Source organism: Clostridium tanneri (assembly GCF_033659955.1).
Taxonomy (GTDB): domain Bacteria; phylum Bacillota; class Clostridia; order Clostridiales; family Clostridiaceae; genus Clostridium_AM; species Clostridium_AM tanneri.
The window spans coordinates 144,551-150,735 of the sequence record NZ_JARUJP010000009.1 but is presented as its reverse complement, the minus strand read 5'-3'; the positions used below and the strand labels follow the sequence as shown (position 1 = coordinate 150,735).

Annotated in this window: 10 protein-coding genes; all 10 read left to right on the top strand. The window is 32.0% G+C overall.

Features of this window, described 5'->3' with window-relative positions; genetic code table 11:
• Nucleotides 1–615: 615 nt before the first annotated feature.
• On the top strand, nt 616–1,899 hold the full coding sequence (gene ltrA, locus P8V03_RS09870) for a group II intron reverse transcriptase/maturase (RefSeq protein WP_318798040.1): 1,284 nt from the start codon (nt 616–618) through the stop codon (nt 1,897–1,899).
• Between the two features lie 315 nt (nt 1,900–2,214).
• The gene (locus P8V03_RS09865; RefSeq protein ID WP_318798039.1) at nt 2,215–2,541 is read left to right on the top strand and encodes a hypothetical protein; all 327 of its coding nucleotides are present in this window, start codon (nt 2,215–2,217) and stop codon (nt 2,539–2,541) included.
• Between the two features lie 4 nt (nt 2,542–2,545).
• A complete protein-coding gene (locus P8V03_RS09860; RefSeq protein ID WP_261670016.1) occupies nt 2,546–2,992 on the top strand; it encodes an immunity 26/phosphotriesterase HocA family protein in 447 nt (148 codons plus the stop codon).
• Between the two features lie 268 nt (nt 2,993–3,260).
• Nucleotides 3,261–3,542 carry a hypothetical protein gene (locus tag P8V03_RS09855; RefSeq protein WP_318798038.1) on the top strand — a complete coding sequence of 94 codons (282 nt, stop codon included), beginning with the start codon at nt 3,261–3,263 and terminating at the stop codon, nt 3,540–3,542.
• 5 nt (nt 3,543–3,547) lie between these two features.
• Nucleotides 3,548–3,733 (top strand): hypothetical protein, encoded by a 186-nt coding sequence (locus P8V03_RS09850; RefSeq protein WP_318798037.1) that lies wholly within the window; start codon nt 3,548–3,550, stop codon nt 3,731–3,733.
• A gap of 38 nt (nt 3,734–3,771) precedes the next feature.
• The gene (locus P8V03_RS09845; protein WP_318798036.1) at nt 3,772–4,092 is read left to right on the top strand and encodes a hypothetical protein; all 321 of its coding nucleotides are present in this window, start codon (nt 3,772–3,774) and stop codon (nt 4,090–4,092) included.
• A 180-nt stretch (nt 4,093–4,272) separates the two neighbouring features.
• Nucleotides 4,273–4,524 carry a hypothetical protein gene (locus tag P8V03_RS19260; protein ID WP_487286204.1) on the top strand — a complete coding sequence of 84 codons (252 nt, stop codon included), beginning with the start codon at nt 4,273–4,275 and terminating at the stop codon, nt 4,522–4,524.
• Nucleotides 4,525–4,536: 12 nt separating this feature from the next.
• Entirely contained in the window at nt 4,537–4,890 is a 354-nt protein-coding gene (locus P8V03_RS09840; RefSeq protein ID WP_318798035.1) for a hypothetical protein, read from the top strand.
• A gap of 343 nt (nt 4,891–5,233) precedes the next feature.
• Nucleotides 5,234–5,428, top strand: coding sequence for a hypothetical protein (locus P8V03_RS09835; RefSeq protein WP_318798034.1), 195 nt, complete (start codon nt 5,234–5,236; stop codon nt 5,426–5,428).
• 27 nt (nt 5,429–5,455) lie between these two features.
• A complete protein-coding gene (locus P8V03_RS09830; RefSeq protein WP_318798033.1) occupies nt 5,456–6,067 on the top strand; it encodes a hypothetical protein in 612 nt (203 codons plus the stop codon).
• Nucleotides 6,068–6,185: the final 118 nt, after the last annotated feature.

Sequence of the window (6,185 nt, the reverse complement as noted above, 5' to 3'; positions counted from 1 at the left end):
TTACAACCCAGAGTGGGGGAGATATCTGAATGCTGATGCATTAGGCGAAAGCAGAGGTGATTTATTATCTCATAATGTATTTGCATATTGCAAAAATAACCGTGTGCCTAGACTAAAGCACTCGTAGCTAGCTGGGGGAGGACCAGCAGTAATAAAAGGTAGAAGTTACTTAGCTTGGATGGAAGTATGGATGGTAACTGAAATGCTTGAGCCCATCGACGAAAATCTGGGTAAGCCAGGTGAGCAACTTAGCAGGCCGTAATGAAAATGAACATAGATGTAGCCTCGTAAAGCAAGAATCTGAAGGTTGAGCCTTTGGTTATTAGGTGAAAACAGTATTTGTATACTCTCTACCATACAGTGTACAAACTTCAGCGGGGTAGCAGTGGCGGCATGTTAGGAAAGTTACGAGAAGCAACTAGGGAAGTCCTACTCATCCCATTGAAGAAACTCATGGAGCAAGGTAGTCCATATAACCGAAGGTGGGAAGTTGGATGAAAGATGAGAGGATGGCGGAATGGTTCGTAGTACTGAGGATATCGGAAGAACAAAAATCCGAAGGAGGGAAGGAGCCAAATTGACTGATATTCTTTCAACAAAAGAGGAGGCAAGATAGTGAGGACAGGAGCTATCAATGAAATGCAGGAATTGAGAAGAAAGATATATCTAACAGCGAAATCCGAGAAACGAAAGCGTTTTTGGGGTATTTTTTGTCATGTCACAAAAGTGGAAACACTGGAAAGAGCCTATAACTTAGCTAAGAAAAACAATGGTTCAGCAGGAATTGACGGAGTTACTTTTGAGGAAATAGAAAGATATGGAGTTTATAAATTCATAGCTGAAATACGAGAAGAACTAATAAATGGTACATATCTTCCTACAAGAAATAGAAAAGTAGATATACCTAAAAGCAATGGAAAAACCAGAACTCTAGGAATAGCTACTATAAAGGACAGAGTGGTTCAAGGTGCTTTAAAACTAATTCTTGAACCTATATTTGAAGCTGACTTTTCTGACTGTAGTTATGGATTTAGACCTAACAGAAATCAGCATCAAGCCGTTCATAAAGTTGCAAAAGGAATAGTAAGAGGCTTCACAAAGGTAATAGATGTAGACTTAACTGCTTACTTTGATAACATAAATCATGGATTTCTCATGGACAAGATAGCATTGAGAGTTAACGACCCTAAAATAATGAGACTAATAAAGCTTATGTTAAAAGCAAATGGAAAAATCGGTGTGCCGCAAGGGTCGGTAATTTCACCACTTTTTAGCAACATCTATCTAAATGCAATAGACCGCATGTTTGAACGAGCAAAGCGAGAAACGGCTAGAAGAGGCTATGAAAATATGGACTATTGCCGTTTTGCAGATGATACAGTAATTCTTGTTAACGGACATGAGGCTGTAGATTGGCTGGTCAGTAAAGCATACAAACGCCTAAGGGAAGAATTAAGCAAGCTTAAAATAAATCTTAATACAGAGAAAACGAAGGTTGTAGATATGAGGAAAGGAGAAACCTTTGGATTTCTAGGATTTAATTTTAGGTTAGTGAAAAACAAAGAAAAGAAAATGTTACTCCTAAATCCTAAGAAAAAGAAAGTTGCTGAATTGGTATCAAAAGTTAAAGAACATTTGGCTAAGAATAGGGATAAAGCAGTGATAGAAATGGTTAAGGAACTTAATCCAATTCTGCGAGGCTGGGTGAACTACTATAGGATAGGACATTGTTCTAAAATATTTGGCTTTATTAAAATATGGGTAGAGAAAAAAGTAAGAAGATTTGTAAGAAAGGCTCAAAAGAAATTTGGTTTCGGATGGAAGGAATGGAGTAACGAAATAATATATAACAAATGGGGTCTGTATAATGACTACCAAGTTAGATATTATAATAAGTGAAAGTAAGTTCTACTCGGTAGGAAACATAAACTGTTAGAAGAATTCATCAATTGAGCCGTATGAGGGAAAACTTCACGTACGGTTCTTTGTGGAGGGTGATGGAAATAGGACCTATAAGAGTTACTACGCCATTACTCTACCCGACCTGTAAATCTAGATGATCCAAGTGGCTTTTGGCCTTATTGGAGAAAAGTATATGAAAAAGCAACAAATGTAGTAAATAAAGCGTTAGGAGTAGTCTCCCAAGCAATTAAATCTTTTAATAAAATATTGACGCCTCCTAATAATGCAACAAAACTAGTACTAATAGCAGGAATGGTTAAGGTTGCTGAAGCTAATCATACTGTTTATACTTTAAGAGATCCTATAACGTTTGATGTTAAATATGTTGGTAGGACTAAGAATCCTAAGGTAAGAAAGTTAAATCATAGGTTAACTCCTGGAAAAGAAAATCTTGTATTTACTCCAGAAAAATCAAAGTTAAACTATCCACAAGCTAGAGGATTAGAACAAATACTATTTAATAAGTATGGTGGGATTGATAAGCTTTTAAACAAGATAAGACCTATTAAGTTAAAAAACCCAAATTACTCACAATATATCAAAGAGGCTATAAAAATATTTAAACAAGGAGAGAATTAAATTTATGAAGAAAAAAGGAAAATACTCAGTTGGAGATATTTTTCAGTTAAGAGTAGATGAAAAAGGAAACAAAGGATATGGCAGAATATTAAAAATAGATAGACCATCTATTTTTATAGAACTATATAAGTTAGTGCCAACGATGAAAGAAGTAGCTCTTGAAGAAATAAGGCAATTAGAACCCATTTTAATGATTTGGAGTACTGATACAGGTATTAAGAAGGGAGAGTGGAATATTATTGGAAATATTCCTGTCTTAGAAGAAGTTAAAATGCCTGACTTCTGGAAGTTTGATTTATTTGATGCTGAAAAAGTAATTATTATAAGAAACAATGAAGAGTTTATAGTTAAGAAAGATCAGATAGGAGAAGCCCAGCCATTTGGAATATTTGGATATGAAGCTGTTTCAATAAGATATTTACACGAATTAAGAATAAGAGAACTAACTTAATTTATAGTTGCTGGATATTAATTGTTAAATATATTTCATAAGAAATTTATAAGAGCTATCAATGTGTTATGTTATACATATTGATAGCTCTACTTATATAAGGTATTTAACTAATAGGAAGAATATCTATGATAGTACATTTTAATTAATATCGGTAAACTGCATTTCTTTTATTGTAGAAAGCTAATTCATTAATAAATTATATTATAAAGGAAAAATAACATATAATAATTACAGTTATACCTTGGAAGAGGGCAAAAGATTAAAATTGATAATAGTTAATGGATATAATATCAGTTTTAGATATAACGATTCAGGAATCAGAACGCAGAAAAATGCAAATGGAGTTACTAAAAAATATTATTTAAGAGGAGATAAAGTAACATTTGGAGGTGCGACATGTTGCAAGTGGAAATTACTTGATATGACAGGAGGTGAGTTTATAGAAAGTAAAATAACTGAGAGATTGATAAGAAACAGTTTATCAAGCACAGGAATAGATATATTAAGAATTACAGATGTTGGTAAGAATGCGAGTAGTTTGGGGTGATTGGAGTGAATACTATAAGAAAAGTATACATTATTAAAGAACTGGCTCAGGAATTTATAAATCCACCTATCGTTGAAAAGGAGGGAGAAATAAAAGTAAAAGGAATTTATGGCGATTGGAGAGTATTCGGGAACTTTGATAAGGAAACCGGGCATATAATATTTGATATGTTTGGAAAGGGAAAACATTAACACAAATTTTAGAAAATATCAAGAAGGGTGGAATAAAATTGGACATTATAAGACTAAAGAACTGGATACTTGATAGAAATATTGAAAAAATTTCAGTCTCAAGTTTTTGGAAAACTTTTGAGGTTTATAGAAGTGAATCAGAAGAAGAGTTTTTTAAAATATTTAGGGATTTTAATAGAAGTGAATTAATAGTAAAAATACAGAGTGTTTCTTTAAAGCTTGGGAATTGGCCTGAATGCGATTATAATCATATAGTAGTAACAATACCAATAATATACAAGAATAAAAATTTAGGTAATTATGATTTGCTATTCAGTTTAGATGGTGAAATCGATGATGATTATTTTGTAATATTTTGAGATTTTTCTGTAGCTTGATAAGTTTACACATAGTTAAAATTAAAAAAATTGGGATAAAGTCCAAGAAGTACTTTAATGCTTCTTGGACTTTCTATGTGTAAACATAGCAAGCAGAAAACTGTTTCTAGGTTTCTGACATGGAATCTGACCACACAGCCACTAAGTTAAACAACAGCAAAGATTGGTGGTCTTTTACAATATAAGCCAGAAGCATGGAACATAAAAGGAAGAATTCCGGATGCACATTTTTATGATGAGTTAGGAAACTTTCGTGGTAGAGTCGATCCGTCAGATAAGGTTACACCTTATGATCACATACATCTATATGATTATTTTAATAAAAAGACTCCAAAAGGGAATATTTTATTTGATGCAAATTTTAATTCTGTACCATATAATTCTCCATCTGGACATATACCAGTTGGGAAATAGAGGAGGGGTATTTTGACAAGCGTAGATTTACAACAACAAATTAATAAGCATAATTATTGGGAGATGCTTATTGATGAATTAAATGTGGATTATTTTTGTAGTAGAGTTGAAATAAAATACTATAATGATAAGAGTATTTACTATAGTTTTATTAATTGTTATAAGCTAAATTTCAATCATTGCTTAAAATATGATATAATAGCAGAAAAGCAGAACGGAGATTTTTCGCCATGTTTTTTCAGAGATATTACGGTTAATGATATAGAAATTGAAGGAAGAAAATTATATGAAGTAAAAATTGATGCTTACCCAGTATCTTTAGAAATATGGTGTGAGAGTATAGAAATTAAAGAAAAGAGTAACTAAAATGTAAATAATATTTATTTTACGAATATTATAGAGTATAATAAGTTTATAAAAATATAGAAGTAAACAACAAGTAATAAAAATATTTTAAATGTGAGAACAGCTGTAGCACGTTTTCCGCTACTGGATTTGATTCTATAGCCATCAACCTAAGCAATATCAACGGTTGATGGCTTTTTTGATATGTTTGATTTGATATTCCATGCCATCTTGAGACTAAAGAAACATTTTCTATTTCTCGCATTTCACTTAAGATTTCCTCTTTATGATTTAGGAATAAATAAATCAGCTGGAACAGTAACCGCTTGGATAAACACCAGTGGAACAGGTTCAAGAATAATAATTGGAAACGAAGGAAACATCAATAATAAGCAAAGAATCTATACTTGCTATGTATCATAGAAGCAAAGTAGAGTATAAGTATGACAGCATTGGCAGGCTGTCTGAAAAAATAGTAAATGCAGGGCTTAACAGCTATGGAACTTCCTATGAGTATGTCAAGGGAATTAGCCAAGGTTCAACAACAAACACTGGTTGAAATATTTGAAATAAGATAGGTGATAAGATGTTAACTAAGATATATTTATTAATAAATATAAATAATATTAACTTTGCAAGGTTTTCTCATGTTGGCACATGGGAAACATTTAGAGAACCCTGTGTTAATTGTCAAAGAACAACAGAGAAACTCAGTGAACCTTTGTTGATTGAGTGGGAACCAGGTAGCGATTTAATTGGTGATTTTTCGTGGTGTGGATATAGTATTGTTGTTTTAGATAATGTTAAAAACTTTATGATTAAAAAGGAATTTGAATGTGAATTTGGTAAAGTAGAAGTAGTTAAGAATTCAACAACTAAAAGAAAAACAAAGATGGTACAATATCCTTATGAAGGACCAAACCTAAATTGGTTATTAGCAAAATCAAAAATAAACTTAGATGTTGATAAGAGCAAGTTAGAATTAAAAAATGATTGTGTTGTTTGTAATTTAAGAGAATATAAGTTTAAAATGGATAACATAGTAATACCTAGAGTTAATTGGAATAATGAAAAAATGTTTAAGATTAGTCAATTTAATAATTCAGCAGCTACTTATGTAACACGACAAGCTCTAGAAGAATTGCTATCTGAAGGTTTCACAAATTTCAAGTATAAAGAAGCGGGTTATATTGAATAATTGAAATAGAGGAAAGGTGTACAATAGTACAATTAAGAGAGTTCCCTAGCAAGTAGAAAAATGTTTCGGGTTTTTGGAGAATTTTTGAGGTTTTAAATACATACCTAGAAAGGCTATG

Coding starts and splice junctions, on each gene's coding strand:
- P8V03_RS09865 (WP_318798039.1), top strand. CDS start 2,215: ATGGTTAAGGTTGCTGAAGCTAATCATACTGTTTATACTTTAAGAGAT.
- P8V03_RS09860 (WP_261670016.1), top strand. CDS start 2,546: ATGAAGAAAAAAGGAAAATACTCAGTTGGAGATATTTTTCAGTTAAGA.
- P8V03_RS09830 (WP_318798033.1), top strand. CDS start 5,456: ATGTTAACTAAGATATATTTATTAATAAATATAAATAATATTAACTTT.